Origin of the sequence: Robbsia betulipollinis, from assembly GCF_026624755.1 — a bacterium.
In the GTDB taxonomy this organism is placed as follows: Bacteria; Pseudomonadota; Gammaproteobacteria; order Burkholderiales; family Burkholderiaceae; genus Robbsia; species Robbsia betulipollinis.
Genome location: NZ_JAPMXC010000001.1, coordinates 1,496,846 through 1,509,540 on the forward strand (window position 1 = coordinate 1,496,846; position 12,695 = coordinate 1,509,540).

Here is a 12,695-nt window from a genome sequence, read left to right on the forward strand (position 1 = left end):
GAAATCCGCCAGGAAAGCGATCGGATTTTTGCGAAACTTCCGGAGTTTATTTTTTGTATATTTCATTTTCGACAAAAATCCAGTCAATCCTTTCCGAGAAGAAATCCAATTTTTCTGCGCATGGTATCGAGCCGGTCCGTATGCCCCGGTTTGCCATCGAACAAAATCAGATAATCTCGGGGGTCCTTGCCGTGACGGTCGCAGAGCCCTAGCCAGAAGTGCAGCAACGGAATATCGATCGCGCGATCGCGGGTTTGCGCGGTGTCGCATGACGCATCGATTTGCGCCATCATCGCGTCGCTCAGGCGGCGTGCGTTCCTGGCGCGCGCCGCGTAGTACGCGTCTTTCGGCGCGGCGTGCCAGCAGTGGCAGGCGAACTCGTTGCGCAGCATTCCCGGGAGCGCCAGCCGCGCCAGATGAGCGCGAAACCCGCGCAGGAGCAGCGGCGCACGGGAAGGGCAGTCTGTCAGCAGGTCCGGCGTGCGGGGCACCAATTCGTGCAGCCAGGCCAGCCGCAGGAGAAAGTCGAAGTCTTCGTAGCCGTGCCCGCTGAAGCCCGTGTCGAAGCGGCCGCTGCGATGAAAATCCTGCGTTCGGAACAACACCACGGAGCTTGGCAATGCCATATGCAGAAAGGCGCCCCGTTTGAACCGAAGGTAGGCGTCGAGCAGGGTTTGCGGATCGACTCCCCGGTGCAGTAGATCGCGGGTTCCCTGACGCGAAAGATAGAGGCAGGGCAGGACGCGAAACGGGAATGCGCCGTTTAGAATCGAGGCGGCGGCGCTCGTGAGCGCGGCGTCGGTCAACACCAGATCCGCGTCGAGCAGCAGGGTGAGGGGCGCGGTTACCGCGGCCATCGCTTCATTGCGCAGACGGGCGTTGTTGATGTCGCCGCGGTAGAAGGCGCCGCTGACAAGCCGCACGGCGTACCGTTTGCACATTCTCTTGAGTGCCGCGTCGAACAACGAGCCGCGATCGTTGTGGCCGATGACGAGCGACAAGGGCGGCGTTTGGTGTTTTTCGCATAGCCATCGGATCCGGCGCAACAGACCGAGGGCGCGGCGCGCCAGATCGACGGGCACGACCGCCTCGATGGATGGCGGGCTTCGATCGCCGGGCCAGGGGGCGGAGGAGGGCGTCATAACCCCAGCGCCACCTTCGCGCTCACCGCGATCTGAAACAGGATCTGGAACACGTCCTTCGCGAATTGTCGTGTCTTGAAATCGACCTTCGGCAGCACCAGCACCTGGTCGCCCGCGACCACGGTCCGGTCGCGCCTGCCGTCGGCGAACGTGCCATCCTGGTGGGCGATGACGATGCGCGAGCTGTTGGCGTGCTGGGTGAAACCGCCCGCCTGCGCGATGTAGTCGCCGACCGACAGCGACGGCGCGGCCGCGACGGCGTTCGGAAACAGCACTTCGCCGCCCACCAGCACCAGGCCATCCTTCACGGGAATGCGCAGCACGTCGCCGTTTTCCAGCAGCAGGTTGCCGCGCACGTCGTCCCGTCCCAGCACGACCTGCCCGAGCGGTTCGATATGGCGCGCGCGCTCGACCCATTGCAGCACCATCGCGGCTTCCTCCCTGCGCAACCGCGCTTCCTCCTCGGTGCCCGAGCGCGCGGTGAGCACGGCGGCTTCGAGATTGCGCAACTGCGCCTGGAGCAGTTCCTTCTGGCGTTGTTTGACGCTGGCGCGATAAAGCTGGATGTCGTCCCGTGCGGCACGCTCGCTCGTTTGTATCCTTGCGAGCAGGGCGCCGACGCGGCTGCCGTAGGGCAACACATATTCCTGCTGGCCGTCGTGTTCGCCCTCGACGCGCACGGTGATCGTGCCGGGGCGCTTGTCGGCCGTGTACGCCACCTGATCGCCGTCGCGCACGATCACGCCGCCGCTGTCGGCCAGCGCGACGTATTCGACCTCGCTCAGCGTGCCGGTGTTGCGCGTGATGCGCACATGGGTCACGTCGGGCGCCGGACGCGCGGCGGCGGCCAGGGCCGGGAGCGTGCTGGCGGCACCCGCGAATTCGAAGCGTTTGGCGTTGCCGGCGAGCCCGCTCACGCGTGCCGTGCCCTGGCGCGGGCCGATGAAGATCACGTCGCCGTCGCCGAGTTGCGCGGCAGGAAGTTCGCCCCTGAGCAGGAAGTCGTAGAGGTTCAGATGCGCCCGCACGGCATGGCCGCGTTTGATCTGCACGTCGAGGAAGGAGCCCCGCTCCGGATCGATGCCGCCGGCGCTGTCGAGATAGTGCAGCACGCTGTCGTTCGAAGTGCCGTCGTACATGCCGGGATGCCGGACGAACCCGGCGACGAAGACGCGGACCGGCTTGGCCGATTCGAGTCCGACATAGACGGCGACGTGCGGTGTGAAGACGCGCCGCAACGCACTGGTGACGGCGGCCTGGACGCGGCCGTTGGCGATGCCGGCGACCTGCATCGGGCCGGCGTGCGGCAGAAAGATATTGCCCTGGGCATCGACGGTCAATACGGCATCGAAGTCGAATCCGCCCCACATGCGCAAACGCAACCGGTCACCGATGGAGACGACGTAGTCGGGGTTGAAGGGGGCATGCGTGCCGTTGGAGAAGGCGCCGCTGAAAAGCTGGGCGCCGAATACGTCGCTCGCGGCATTGGCGCGGTGGTCGGCGTCGCGCGCGGCGGTCTGCGTCGCGCCCGGTGGCGCAGCACCGGTTCCGGCGGGGGCGTTCGCGCGGTCGGGCTGGCCGGGCTGGGCGGCGCCATGCATCGGGGCGGGTGCCGGCAGATCGGCGTTCGCGGCATCGAACGCGGGCCTTACCGCGGGCACCGGTTTGGTGGGCGTGCCTTGCGCCAGGGCCTGGAAGGCCAGCGCGCACAGGCCGCCGACGAGAAGACGATGCATCATGGGTTCAGTTCCGGTGTTCGCGCACGATCGCGCCCAGCAGATAGACGACACCGGCGATCAATATCGAGACGAGTGCGAAAACCAGCAGGTTGTACAGGCGGCGCGGGTGCGTGGACGACTGCGGCAGATTGGCAGACTGCACGACCGACAAACTCTTGATCTTGCGGATCGATTCGATCCGCGAGCGCTCCAGCGCGACGAGCGCGGTCTTGTAGAGATCCGCGGCGAACGCGGCGTCGGCCTGCAGCCGCTCCTGCCGCTCGACGAGACGGTTGAGCCGCTGCCCCTTGTCGGAGGCCAGGCGGGCGCGCTCGATATCGATCTGCCGTTGCAGGGCGGCGATCTGCGACACGATCTTCACCATGTCCGGCGCGCCTGGCGTCAGGTAGAGCGACATCGTCTGCCGCGAAGCGTCGAGCGCGCCGCGCTCGGATTCAAGTCGCGCGATCAATTGGGAGATGCTGTCGGCGGTCGCGGTGGGCGAGACCAGGCCGTTGGCGTTCTGGAAAGCGAGCAGCGCCTCGCGGGCCGCCTGCATGCGCGCACCGATCGATGCGACCTGCCTTTCGATGAAGGCGCCCTGTTCCGCGGCAAGCTTGTTGTCGAGTTGGTTCATGTAGCGCTCGCCCTCCGCGGCGAGCGTTTGCGCGATGACCTGCGCCATCTCCGGCGCGTAGGCCTGCGCCTTGATGACGAGCACGTGCGCGTAGTCGTCGAACACCACATCGATACGCTGGCGGTAGTGTTCGTAGAAGCGCTCGTCGGGGCTGGTCGCGCTGTAATGGCGCGACAGCAGGTCGCGTCGGGTATCGCTGTAATGCCGGCGCAGCGCCAGCCTCTCGTCGAGCAGGCGCATCATGTCGATCGACAGCAGGCGCTCCCTGAGCAGCAGCAGGTCGCGGTTCTCGGCGCCGGAAGACATCAGCGACAGCAAACCGTCCGCGGCGGCGGGCCGGGATTCGGTACGCTGGACGACGACGTGCGTTTCGGCCAGGTAGCGGTCCGACGCCAGCAGGCCCCAGTACAGCGCGGCGAGCAGATTCGCGGCGAGCAGCAGTGCGAGCAGCCAGCGCCTGCGCAACGCGCATGCGGCACGTCGCACGCGACGGGATGATCGGTGCCAAAATTGGCGGCGCAGCCGGCGGCGCCGGAGCGGGTGCCCGGCAGGCCCGCCGGCGTCGGGCCGCGCGGCGGCGGGCCCTGGCAGGGCACCCGCGCGCGGATCGGGCGTACCGTGCATGCCGGCGCTCATGAGCGCTGCGCCGTGTAGCGCGCGAGCCCGTCCGCGAGCCTGTCGAAATACCGCGCCTTGCCTTCGTGCAGCCACAACGCCGAGTCGCAAAAATCGCGCAGCGTGCGTTCGTCGTGCGACACCATGACCAGGCCGGCCTGCGACGCGAGATCGGAGAATGCCCGGCGTGATTTTTTTCGAAAAGCGGCGTCGCCCACCGCGGTCAGTTCGTCGACGAGATAGGTATCGAAATCGAAGCCCAGCGAGACCGCGAAGGCGAGGCGCGATCGCATCCCCGACGAATAGGTCTTGACCGGCAGGTCGAGCGCGTCGCCCAGCTCCGAGAACGTGCGCACGAAATCGATCTTCTCGGGTAGACCGGCTTCGGCCACGCCGTGGATGCGGGCGATGAAACGGGCATTCTGCGCGCCGGACAACGAACCCTGGAAGCCGCCCGACAGGCCCAGCGGCCAGGAGACGCGGCAATGCCGCGTGACGCTGCCACGCGTGGGCATGTCCATGCCGCCGATCAAATTGAGCAGGGTACTCTTGCCGGCGCCGTTGCCGCCGATCAACGCGAGTTTCGCACCGCGCGGAATCGTCAGGTCGATATCGTCCAGCACCGGACGGTGTCCGCGGGCGCCGCGGTAGCGTTTGACGACATGCTCGAGCACGATCATTTTTCCACCAGGCGTCTGCCGAAGCGGACATGCAGCAACAGACCCGTGGCGAGCAGCGCCAGCGTCCAGAGGGCGAGATAGGCGGGCGAGACCCGGTCCGGCGTGCGATAGGCGCCGAAGTAACCCGAACGCACCATTTCGACGCCATGCACCAGGGGGTTGAGAAAAAAGAGGGCGCGCGCGGCGGGCGGCACCAATGTCGCCGGGTACATCGTGGCCGACAGCAGGTACAGGGGGCCGAACGCCATGCGCACGATCTGCGCGATCTCCGGCAACAGATGGGCGATGGCAATGACCGTCAGCGCGAGTCCGAAGCCGAAGCCGGTCAGCAGCAGGCAGCCCGTCAGGACGGTCAGCGGCGACGATATCGCCACGTCGATGCCCAACCCCGCGCAGATGGCCACCAGCAGTGTTCCCACCAGCAGATACAGCAGCACCTCGAGTACGGCCCGTGCGAACACCAGATCGAAAGGCTTGATCTGACGATAGGTGAGCAAGGCCATATTGGCCGTGATCGCATCGATGCCGCGCAGCGCGACGCTGCGCATCATGAAAAAAGGCAGCACGCCCACGCCGATGAACAGCGCCACGTTGACGCCGGGAATCGCGAGGTGCCGCAGCAGACCGTGCAGCAGCATGACGTAGACGATCTGTTCGGCGGGTTCGGCCAGCACCCAGAACCAGCCACCGCGTTTCAGCGCGAGCCGGGTCGTGGCCTCGCGCAATACGAGCGCCTGCCAGATCGACAACGCGGCCGCCACTGCGCCGCGCGGCACGGTCGGCGTCAGCATCCGCGGCCGTTACGCGGATGCGCGTCGTGGAATGAAAGGGGGCCAGTCATTTGATTAGGTATTCTTATAATGAAATTTCTGTAACGAAATGCCAGGGAAAATTTCCTGTGCCGAAATTCCGTGGAACACGCATGGACGTGCGTTGCCCGGCAGGAACGTCATTATTGCGAGAAGGTAGCGATGGAAACAATCAAGCTTGACGAAGCAAACGCGTAACGCCGCGAAGAATGAGACCGGCACGCTGTTTTTTTGGTAAACGTTGATCGATACTGTCGAGGAACCAGTACGAAGGGGGACATCGTGCATCGCTTCGCGCGTCTCGACGCATTGGCTGGCCATGCGCGTGTACTGCTGCTGCAGGGACCCAACGGTCCATTTTTCTTTCGGTTGGCCGAGCGCCTGGGTACGCTGGGCGTCGACGTGACGAAGGTCAATTTCAACGCCGGCGACGCCTGGTTCTTTCGCGACGCACGCGCCCGCGTTTTCGACGCGCCGTTCGACGACTGGCCCGCGTGGTTCGAGGCGCTCCTGCGCGAGAAGCGCATCGACGCGGTGCTGCTGTTCGGTCAGTGGCGGCCGCTGCATCGCGTTGCGCGTACGCTGGCCGCCGCCCATGGACTGCCGGTATACGTCTTCGAGGAAGGCTACGTGCGCCCGTGGTGGATCACGATGGAAGCGGGCGGCGTCAACGAGGCGTCCGCGCTGCATCATGTCGATCCATCCCGCTTGCCGGATATCCCGGAACCGCCGCCGCCAGTGCGCCATCGTTTCGCTTTTTTCAGGATGGCGATGTACTCGACGTGGTACGGCGTCGTGGCGTGGCTGGGGCAACGGCGTTTCCCGCATTACCGGCATCATCGGCCGCTGCACGTCGTGGAGGCGGGAAGGTGGCTACGCTGCGGTATCCGCAAATGGGCGCATCGCCTCACCGAACGACGGGTCGTCGCCGCATTGCTGGACCCGGCGGGGCGGGACTATTTCCTGGTGCCGTTGCAGTTGGACGCGGACAGCCAGATACGGCATTCCAGCCCGTGGGGCAGCAACGCGCGTTTCATCGAAGCGGTGCTGACCTCGTTCGCTGCGCACGCGGAGCCGGCGTACGAGGTGGTGTTCAGGCACCATCCGCTGGAACGCGGACATGCCGATTACCGGCGTTTGATCGATGCGCGCGCGGCGGGCCTCGGCTTGTCCGGCCGGGTGCGCTACATCCATGACGGCGCACTGCCGCGTCTGCTCAAACGCGCGCGCGGTGTCGTGCTGGTGAACTCGACCACCGGGGTGCAGGCCCTGTACCACGGGGTGCCGGTATGTGCGACCGGTCGGCCCTTCTACGCGCGCGGGGAATGGGCCGGCACGACGTCGATGGACGCCTTCTGGTGCGATCCCCTGAAACCCGACCGGGAGCGCTTCGCGGCGTTTTACCGCTATATGCTGGCGACGACGCAGATCAACGCATCGTTTTACGCGTGCGGCGATCTGTTCCCCGCGTGGGAGCGGCCCTGGGTCCGCCTCGTCCGGCGCGCCGCCTGCTCGTGCGCCGCGGTCGTGGTCCTGGGCTCGGGCGCGCAGGCGCCGGCGGGCGAGGGGACATGGCGGCCGGACGAAGCGTCCCGTGGCGACGCCGCCCGGCAAAGGCTTGCCGTCGCGCGCTGAGCGGGCCGTCGCCGGCGCGTTTTCAGTCCTGCATCAATTGCTCGGGCAGCCGTGCCAGAAATTCACAACATTGCATCATCTGCGCGACCTCGACGAACTCGTCCGCCTTGTGTGCCTGGTCGATCGATCCCGGGCCGCAGATCAGCGTCGGAATGCCGATTTCCTGGAACAGGCCGCCCTCGGTGCCGAAGGACAAGGCATGGCGCCCCAGCTCGCCTAGGCCCAGCGCATGCCCGCACAGCGCCTTGAGCCGGTTCGCCGCGTCGCTCGTCTGATCGGTCAGACCCGGATAGGCTGACAGCGCGGTGAGTTCGATCGCGGCCTCGGGGTAGACCGCGCGCATGTCGTCGAGCAGCTGTTCGAGCGCGAACTGCTTGAGCCGCTTCGCGTGCGCCGCGCCGTCGTCGCCGGGCAACTGCCGTATCTCGAAATCGAACGAGCACTGGTCCGGCACGACGTTGACGGCCACGCCGCCCTTGACGGTGCCGGTCTGGATCGTCGTGTAGGGCGGTGCGAACGTGGCGTCGAAGGGGCCCTCGCGCTGGATTTCGCGGCCGATGCCGCGCAGGTGCGTGATCATCTCCGCCGCGTATTCGATGGCGTTGACGCCTTTCTCCGGCTGCGACGAGTGGCCCGCGAGACCGTGCACGCCGCAGCGGTAGGCGTGCTTGCCCTTGTGCGCGACGGCCGCGCGCATCGACGTGGGCTCGCCGATGATGCAGCCGATCGGCTTGGCCGGATCGTTCTCGAGTTCGGCGAGCAGGTCGCGCACGCCGACGCAGCCGATTTCTTCGTCATAGCTGATCGCGATATGGATCGGCACCGTGCGCACGCCCGCGAGAAATCCCGGCACCGATGCCAGCACGCAGGCGATATAGCCTTTCATGTCGGCGCTGCCGCGGCCGTACAGGCGTCCCTCGCGCTCGACCAGCGTGAACGGGTCGCTGGTCCACGGCTGGCCGGCGACGGGCACCACGTCGGAGTGGCCGGACAGGCACAGACCGCCGCGCGTCGTCGGGCCGATGGTCGCGTACAGGTTCGCGCGGCTGCGCTCGGCGTTGTATACCAGGCGGCTCTCGACGCCCAGGTCGGCGAGATAGGCACGCACGAATTCGATCAATTCGAGATTCGATTGCCGGCTGAGCGTGGGGAAGGCGACCAGCCTGCGCAGCAGGTCGATGGCGGTGGCGAGCACCGGCGCGGCAGGAGCGAAAACGTCCTGGGCGGGGTCGCGGAGGGAGGCGGCGGTGTCGGTCATCGTGGTCCTGGGGCGGGCGTCGCGTTCTGGAGAAGCGGGGGACGGTAGCGGATCAAAAAAAGTTTGGCAAACCGGATTCCCGCGTATCGGCCGGGGTGGGCAGGGGTTGGCAGGGGGTGGGCCGGGCGTGACGGGAAGTCGGCGGAACGTCAGCCGAAGTTCGCGCGCAACGCGGCCAGCGCATCCGCGTCGGTGCGCTCGAAGCGCAGTGGCGTGACGGAGACCCCGCCCGCTTTCACGACCGCCGTCTCGCTGTCGGGAATGGGGTCGGTGCCGGCGCGCTGAAAGCGCAGCCAGTAATACGGCTGCGCGCGCGGGTCCTGGCGTGCCTCGACGTCCATGCCCTCGACGAGGCCGATGCCCTGGCGGGTGATGCGCATCGGCTTCGCTTCGGCGGGATCGATATCGGGAAAATTCACGTTCAGGCAGACGCCCTCGCCCCAGGGCGTGCCAAGCAGGCGGCGGATCACGCCCGGGCCGAGCGTTTCGGCCGATTCCCAGCGGATCGGCTGCCGGCCGGTATAGGTCTGGCTCAGCGCGATCGACCGGATGCCCAGCAGCATGCCGGTCATCGCGGCGCCGACGGTGCCGGAAAAGACGGTTTCGATGCCCAGGTTGCCGCCCCGGTTCACGCCCGAGAGCACGGCATCGGGCGGTGCGTCGCGCATCAGATGGCGCGCGGCCATCGCCACGCAGTCGCCCGGCGTGCCGGTCACCCCGAAACGCCGTTCGCCGCGTTCGACGACGCGCAGCGGCCCGTGCAGGCTGACCGAGTGCGAGGTGCCGCTCTGATCGGTCTCCGGCGCGACGATCCAGACCTCGCGCGCGAGCGTGGCCGCGATCTTTTCCAGGATCCGCAGGCCGGGGGCGTCGATGCCGTCGTCGTTGGTCAGGAGGACGCGATCGAGCAGCGGGACGGAAGCGGATTCGGGCATGACGGGGTCTCCTGTGAGATGGCACGGGCGCGGCGGCACCCGCCGCGTACCGGTGATGCCGGCGGGTGCCGTTCGCGGCCGGCATGGCGAACCATCTTACGCGCTTTGAGGGGGCGCGAAACCCCGGCCCTACGGCCCTGGCGGAACGGCATGCACGCTTTTGCGTTATAATCCCTGGTTATTCTTTTGCGAAACAGGGCGTTAGCGTCAGTGGACGGATCCGTCCATCCCGCTTTTCTTCCCCGCTCTCGTTACCTCTCCTGCCCCTCTGCGATGCTCCCTCCGACGATGCCGACGACGCATTCCCACGCCAACGACGGCGCCCTCGTCCTGCTCTCCGGCGGGCAGGACTCGGCCACCTGCGTGGCATGGGCGCTCGAGCGCTTCGGCCGGGTCGAGACGATCGGCTTCGACTACGGCCAGCGCCACCGGGTCGAGCTGATATGCCGGCTGGATTTTCGTGAGCGTCTGGCGCGGGAATTTCCGGTCTGGGGCGCGCGCCTGGGCGAGGATCATCTGGTCGATCTGTCGCTGCTGTCGCAGATCAGCGACACCGCGATGACGCAGGAGATCGCGATCCAGGCGCGCGAGGACGGCCTGCCGAACACCTTCGTACCCGGGCGCAACCTGCTGTTCATGACCGTGGCGGCGGCGCTCGCCTACCGGCGCGGGCTGCGCACGCTCGTCGGCGGCATGTGCGAGACCGATTTTTCCGGCTATCCGGACTGCCGCGACGACACGCTCAAGGCGCTGCAGGTGGCGCTGAATCTGGGCATGGACCGGCGCTTCATCCTGGAGACGCCGCTGATGTGGATCGACAAGGCGGCCACGTGGCAGCTTGCCGAAACGCTGGGCGGGGTCGCGCTCGTCGATCTGGTGCGCGAGACGACGCATACCTGCTATCTGGGCGACCGCAGCCAGCGGCACGACTGGGGCTATGGCTGCGGGTCCTGCCCGGCATGCGAACTGCGCGCGCGCGGGTACGCCGCGTACCGGGCGTCGCGCGGGGGGGAGAAAGAGCGGCAGAGCGAAGGGCAAGACAACGGACAAGGCAGCGACGCAGCGACGCGGGGGCGGGCATGACGTATTCGGTCAAGGAAATCTTCTACACCCTGCAGGGCGAGGGTGCGAACGCGGGCCGCCCGGCGGTGTTCTGCCGGTTCTCGGGCTGCAATCTGTGGACGGGACGCGAGGCGGACCGGGCGAGCTCGGTCTGCCGCTTCTGCGACACCGATTTCGTCGGCACCGATGGCCTGAACGGCGCAAAATTCCGCACGCCCGCCGAACTGGCGGCGCAGATCGCCGCGCTCTGGCCGGCCGGCGAGCAGTATCGGTTCGTGGTCTGCACGGGCGGCGAGCCGCTGTTGCAACTCGACCGGCCGCTGATCGACGCGCTGCACGCCGAGAATTTCGAGATCGCGATCGAGACCAACGGCACGCTGCCGGTGCCCGAGGGCATCGACTGGGTGTGCGTCAGCCCGAAGGCCGACGCGACGCTGGTGGTCACCCAGGGCGACGAACTGAAAGTCGTGATGCCGCAGGAGCGCCAGCGCCTGGAGGCCTATGCGGCGCTCGCGTTCACCCACTTCCTGGTGCAGCCGATGGACGGACCGTCGCGCGACATCAATACGCGACTGGCGATCGACTGGTGCCAGCGGCATCCCCGCTGGCGCCTGTCGATGCAGACCCACAAGTACCTGAATATCGCCTGAGCCCGCGGGCCGGCACGCCGATGAGACCAGCAACATGAGAATCACCCGCCGCCTCGAATTCGACGCGGGACACCGCATCCCCGACCACCGCAGCCAGTGCCGCAATCTGCACGGGCACCGCTACGTGCTCGACATCACCCTGCAGGGCGCCACGGTCGACGAGGCCGGTTCGCCGGAACGCGGCATGGTGATGGATTTCGCCGACATCAAGGCGTTGGCCAACACCCATCTGGTCGCGCTCTGGGATCACGCATTCCTGGTGTATGCCGGCGATACCGCCGTGGTGGATTTCCTGGCGACGCTCCCGGGTCACAAGACGGTCGTCATCGATCGCATCCCGACCGTGGAGAATCTCGTCGCGCTGGCGTTCGAGACACTGGCGCCGGTCTACGACGGGCATTATGGCCGGGACCTGCGGCTCGTGCAGGTGCGCCTCTACGAGACGCCGAACTGCTGGGCCGACGCCGGCCCCCTCTGCGGCTGAGACGCCTGCTTCACGGCCTGGCACGCGGGTTGCACGGTGTAGACCTCCACCCCGTTTCCGGAGACGATCATGGCAGAACCCACCAAGCAGCCCGAACCGAAGGACACCAACCCGGAACGCACGTCGCTCGACGACGACAGCCGGCTGGACAAGGACCTCGAGGAAACCTTCCCGGCCAGCGACGCGCCGGCGACCGGCGGCATCACGAAGATCGGTACCGACGGCGAAGAGAAGGGCACCCCGAAAGACACGACGACAGGCGTGTAATATCGTCCATGTTGACACGTGCCGGCATGCGGCCCGCCTTCGTGGGTGGGTTGCGCCGCCACGCCGTACAGTGCTTGCCCGAACGCCGAGGTCCGCGATGAACACGACAGAACCCAATGCCCCGCGCAGGGAACAGGAAGAGCAGGCGCGGCAGAGCCCGATGAAGAAGCCGGAAACCGAAACCGCGAACGCGCACCCGGACGATATCGGCCGGGCGGCGCGTGACGACGCGGGACACGGCACGCCGAGCCGCGAGTCCGTGGACGCCGGCGAGGCCTCCGGCCCCTACGGCCATGAGACCACCCACCCGCGCAATCGCGCCCAGTTGCCCGAGGACGTGCATCCGCGCGGCATCGACGTCGACAACGACGACGCCACCGACAGCACGGTCGACACCGACGGCAAGGACCGGGACGCGAAGCGTTTCGCCCGTCTGGACGATGCCGAGGTCGTCAGCAATGCCTCGCTGGAGAATGCGTCGCTGGGCGGGATCGCCGGCGCCGCGGGGGCTGTGCCGGGTGGCGCCACGCTTGAAAACGCGACCGAGGCGCCTGTCACCGGCCTGGCCGGCATCGATAGCCGTCCTGGCGGCAATCGCCCGGCGGTGCTGGACGAGGCCGGTCAGACCCCGGCGTACGCGAGCGTCGTGGAAGCGCCCGATACCGGCCTCTACGAAGCGGCAGGCGCGCCGCCCGCCGCCGAGGAAGCCGATGCGACCGTCCGGTTCGCCGAGCACGTGCCACCCAACCATGCGCGGGTGGGCCAGACCGTGCGGATCGCGCCGAAGAAACCGCGCGAATAGT

General features: G+C 67.2%; 13 protein-coding genes. 6 read left to right on the plus strand and 7 right to left on the minus strand.

From position 1 onward, the window contains the following. Positions 1-83: 83 nt before the first annotated feature. The 5 genes from OVY01_RS06485 to OVY01_RS06505 form a co-directional block, all read right to left on the minus strand. The gene (locus OVY01_RS06485) at positions 84-1,142 is read right to left on the minus strand and encodes a hypothetical protein (protein WP_267846541.1); all 1,059 of its coding nucleotides are present in this window, start codon (positions 1,140-1,142) and stop codon (positions 84-86) included. Then, complete coding sequence (locus OVY01_RS06490; RefSeq protein WP_267846542.1) at positions 1,139-2,881, minus strand: polysaccharide biosynthesis/export family protein; 1,743 nt, start codon at positions 2,879-2,881, stop codon at positions 1,139-1,141. Before OVY01_RS06490 ends, OVY01_RS06485 begins: the two co-directional genes overlap by 4 nt. Positions 2,882-2,885: 4 nt before the next feature. Next, the gene (locus OVY01_RS06495) at positions 2,886-3,983 is read right to left on the minus strand and encodes a KpsE/RkpR family capsule polysaccharide export protein (protein ID WP_267846544.1); all 1,098 of its coding nucleotides are present in this window, start codon (positions 3,981-3,983) and stop codon (positions 2,886-2,888) included. A 146-nt stretch (positions 3,984-4,129) separates the two neighbouring features. After that, positions 4,130-4,792, minus strand: coding sequence for an ABC transporter ATP-binding protein (locus tag OVY01_RS06500; protein WP_267846546.1), 663 nt, complete (start codon positions 4,790-4,792; stop codon positions 4,130-4,132). Beyond that, on the minus strand, positions 4,789-5,583 hold the full coding sequence (locus tag OVY01_RS06505) for an ABC transporter permease (protein ID WP_267846547.1): 795 nt from the start codon (positions 5,581-5,583) through the stop codon (positions 4,789-4,791). Before OVY01_RS06505 ends, OVY01_RS06500 begins: the two co-directional genes overlap by 4 nt. Positions 5,584-5,883: 300 nt before the next feature. Between OVY01_RS06505 and OVY01_RS06510 the strand changes: the two genes are divergently transcribed. Further along, positions 5,884-7,236, plus strand: coding sequence for a capsular biosynthesis protein (locus OVY01_RS06510; protein ID WP_267846549.1), 1,353 nt, complete (start codon positions 5,884-5,886; stop codon positions 7,234-7,236). A 22-nt stretch (positions 7,237-7,258) separates the two neighbouring features. On the opposite strand, the gene argE is transcribed toward OVY01_RS06510, so the two are convergent. Together argE and surE are read right to left on the minus strand one after the other, a co-directional pair. After that, complete coding sequence (argE, locus tag OVY01_RS06515; RefSeq protein WP_267846550.1) at positions 7,259-8,494, minus strand: acetylornithine deacetylase; 1,236 nt, start codon at positions 8,492-8,494, stop codon at positions 7,259-7,261. A gap of 149 nt (positions 8,495-8,643) precedes the next feature. After that, the gene (gene surE, locus OVY01_RS06520; protein ID WP_267846551.1) at positions 8,644-9,429 is read right to left on the minus strand and encodes a 5'/3'-nucleotidase SurE; all 786 of its coding nucleotides are present in this window, start codon (positions 9,427-9,429) and stop codon (positions 8,644-8,646) included. Positions 9,430-9,717: 288 nt separating this feature from the next. On the opposite strand from surE, the gene queC reads away from it, so the two are divergent. The 5 genes from queC to OVY01_RS06545 all read left to right on the plus strand — a co-directional run bounded on the left by queC (position 9,718) and on the right by OVY01_RS06545 (position 12,694). After that, on the plus strand, positions 9,718-10,512 hold the full coding sequence (gene queC / locus OVY01_RS06525) for a 7-cyano-7-deazaguanine synthase QueC (RefSeq protein WP_267847689.1): 795 nt from the start codon (positions 9,718-9,720) through the stop codon (positions 10,510-10,512). Further along, entirely contained in the window at positions 10,509-11,141 is a 633-nt protein-coding gene (gene queE, locus OVY01_RS06530; RefSeq protein ID WP_267846553.1) for a 7-carboxy-7-deazaguanine synthase, read from the plus strand. Before queC ends, queE begins: the two co-directional genes overlap by 4 nt. Before the next feature lie 34 nt (positions 11,142-11,175). Then, a complete protein-coding gene (locus tag OVY01_RS06535; protein ID WP_267846555.1) occupies positions 11,176-11,625 on the plus strand; it encodes a 6-pyruvoyl trahydropterin synthase family protein in 450 nt (149 codons plus the stop codon). A gap of 69 nt (positions 11,626-11,694) precedes the next feature. After that, positions 11,695-11,892, plus strand: coding sequence for a hypothetical protein (locus OVY01_RS06540; protein WP_267846556.1), 198 nt, complete (start codon positions 11,695-11,697; stop codon positions 11,890-11,892). A 97-nt stretch (positions 11,893-11,989) separates the two neighbouring features. Continuing rightward, positions 11,990-12,694: a DUF3005 domain-containing protein gene (locus tag OVY01_RS06545; protein WP_267846557.1), complete on the plus strand. Its 705-nt coding sequence runs from the start codon at positions 11,990-11,992 to the stop codon at positions 12,692-12,694. Position 12,695: the final 1 nt, after the last annotated feature.

Bases quoted from the DNA above. Each gene is read 5' to 3' on its own strand.
- OVY01_RS06485 (WP_267846541.1), bottom strand. From the start codon at position 1,142: ATGACGCCCTCCTCCGCCCCCTGGCCCGGCGATCGAAGCCCGCCATCC.
- OVY01_RS06490 (WP_267846542.1), bottom strand. From the start codon at position 2,881: ATGATGCATCGTCTTCTCGTCGGCGGCCTGTGCGCGCTGGCCTTCCAG.
- OVY01_RS06500 (WP_267846546.1), bottom strand. From the start codon at position 4,792: ATGATCGTGCTCGAGCATGTCGTCAAACGCTACCGCGGCGCCCGCGGA.
- OVY01_RS06505 (WP_267846547.1), bottom strand. From the start codon at position 5,583: ATGCTGACGCCGACCGTGCCGCGCGGCGCAGTGGCGGCCGCGTTGTCG.
- argE (WP_267846550.1), bottom strand. From the start codon at position 8,494: ATGACCGACACCGCCGCCTCCCTCCGCGACCCCGCCCAGGACGTTTTC.
- surE (WP_267846551.1), bottom strand. From the start codon at position 9,429: ATGCCCGAATCCGCTTCCGTCCCGCTGCTCGATCGCGTCCTCCTGACC.
- queC (WP_267847689.1), top strand. From the start codon at position 9,718: ATGCCGACGACGCATTCCCACGCCAACGACGGCGCCCTCGTCCTGCTC.
- queE (WP_267846553.1), top strand. From the start codon at position 10,509: ATGACGTATTCGGTCAAGGAAATCTTCTACACCCTGCAGGGCGAGGGT.
- OVY01_RS06535 (WP_267846555.1), top strand. From the start codon at position 11,176: ATGAGAATCACCCGCCGCCTCGAATTCGACGCGGGACACCGCATCCCC.
- OVY01_RS06540 (WP_267846556.1), top strand. From the start codon at position 11,695: ATGGCAGAACCCACCAAGCAGCCCGAACCGAAGGACACCAACCCGGAA.
- OVY01_RS06545 (WP_267846557.1), top strand. From the start codon at position 11,990: ATGAACACGACAGAACCCAATGCCCCGCGCAGGGAACAGGAAGAGCAG.